Consider the following 1,390-nt stretch of genomic DNA (forward strand, 5'->3'; position numbering starts at 1 on the left):
TAAGGTGTCCCCGGCGCAGGCGCTGAGCTGCTCGAGTTCATCCAGTGTCGCGGCTTTTAAAAAGCGCGTCGGGTGCGAGCCACGAAACGGTTCGGTAAAGTAAGGCCCTTCTAAGAACGAGCCCACCAGTTCGGCACCCGAGCTCTGACCCTGCTCAATAAAGCGTTTCACGCCACTGAGCGCGGCGTGGATTTCGTCCATCGGCGCGGTGACGGTAGTGCCACACCAGGCAACGACGCCCGTTTCTGGCAGCGCGTCACTGATGGTTTGCAGCGCCTCAGGGGTGGCGTCCATAACGTCACGCCCACCGCGACCGTGAATGTGAATATCAACAAAGCCAGCCATCAGAGACTGGCCTTCAAGACGAATGCACTCGCAATCACTTGGGATCTGCTGGGTTACCGCTTCGATGGTATCGCCATTGACGATCACGGCGGTGTCGTGCTCCACCCCATTTGGGGTGAAGACCTTATCCGCTAATAGGGCAAAACGCATGCTTATAAACCGTCGTCGTCATCTGCCGCGGCCGCGCTGATTTTCGCGAGTGCCTGACGCATGGATTGCATGGTTGAGCCACCAATTTCCAGCAGCGTTTCCACCAAGTCGTCGAGGTTGCTGCCATCGCGCTCAAACGCTGAGTTGGCGATCATCGCCAGGTTCACGCCGGCGACAATTTCGACATTCGGGGTATCCATCATGATGTTCATCGCGCGGTTGCACGGCGAGCCCCCCACCATGTCACACAAAAACAGCACGCCGTCACCGGTGTTGACCGCTTGCACCGCTTTGCGTAGCTCAGCTTCTAAATCGTCGGTCGACATGGACTCTAAAAAATCCACAAATTGAAACTGATCTTGTTCGCCAGCGATGGCTTGAAAGGCCGACTGCATGCCGGTCGCAAAGTTGATGTGGCCTGAAACAACAATACCAATCATGAGAAAATTCCTTAAAAATAAGGAGAAGCGCTTGCCTTCCCCTTTGGTCAAACTTAGAGAATACCGAGATAGTGGCCCACGACGCCAAACGCGAGAGTACCAAAAATCAGTACTGGTGGTTTGGCAAAGAAGCCTTTGCCGCGCACCATTTTGAACATGAAGAACACCAGTGCCAGTGGCAGCAGGTTCGGCATGATCTTGTCAAACAGGTCGTGTTGCAGCGACACCGCTTTGCCGCCCATCTCGAGCTCAAGCGTGGTGTTGACTTTGATGAAGGTGGCGGTCAACGCCCCAATCACGAACAGACCCATGATGTTGGCCGCGCGCGCTAACTTCTCGGTCACGCCACTCATGGCGCTCATCGCTTTCGCACCCGCGTTGTAGCCAAGGAACATCAGACCAAAGTACGCTAAGAAGTGCGGAATTTGGTACAGTACGAAGAACACGAACGGACC

2 protein-coding genes and 1 pseudogene are annotated in these 1,390 nt (G+C 55.1%); all 3 read right to left on the reverse strand.

Annotation, left to right across the window (positions count from 1 at the left end):
* Positions 1–495: pseudogene (locus tag B7C60_RS17890) on the reverse strand (N-acetylglucosamine-6-phosphate deacetylase); the annotation flags it as partial.
* Positions 496–497: 2 nt separating this feature from the next.
* Positions 498–935 carry a PTS galactosamine/N-acetylgalactosamine transporter subunit IIA gene (gene agaF, locus B7C60_RS05030; RefSeq protein WP_099610715.1) on the reverse strand — a complete coding sequence of 146 codons (438 nt, stop codon included), beginning with the start codon at positions 933–935 and terminating at the stop codon, positions 498–500.
* A gap of 53 nt (positions 936–988) precedes the next feature.
* Positions 989–1,390, reverse strand: a 402-nt coding sequence (locus B7C60_RS17895) for a PTS system mannose/fructose/sorbose family transporter subunit IID (RefSeq protein ID WP_245868576.1), incomplete at its 5' end; no start/stop codon positions are given.

The organism is Vibrio fujianensis (genome assembly GCF_002749895.1).
GTDB classification, from domain to species: Bacteria; Pseudomonadota; Gammaproteobacteria; order Enterobacterales; family Vibrionaceae; genus Vibrio; species Vibrio fujianensis.

Bases quoted from the DNA above. Each gene is read 5' to 3' on its own strand.
- agaF (WP_099610715.1), bottom strand. From the start codon at position 935: ATGATTGGTATTGTTGTTTCAGGCCACATCAACTTTGCGACCGGCATG.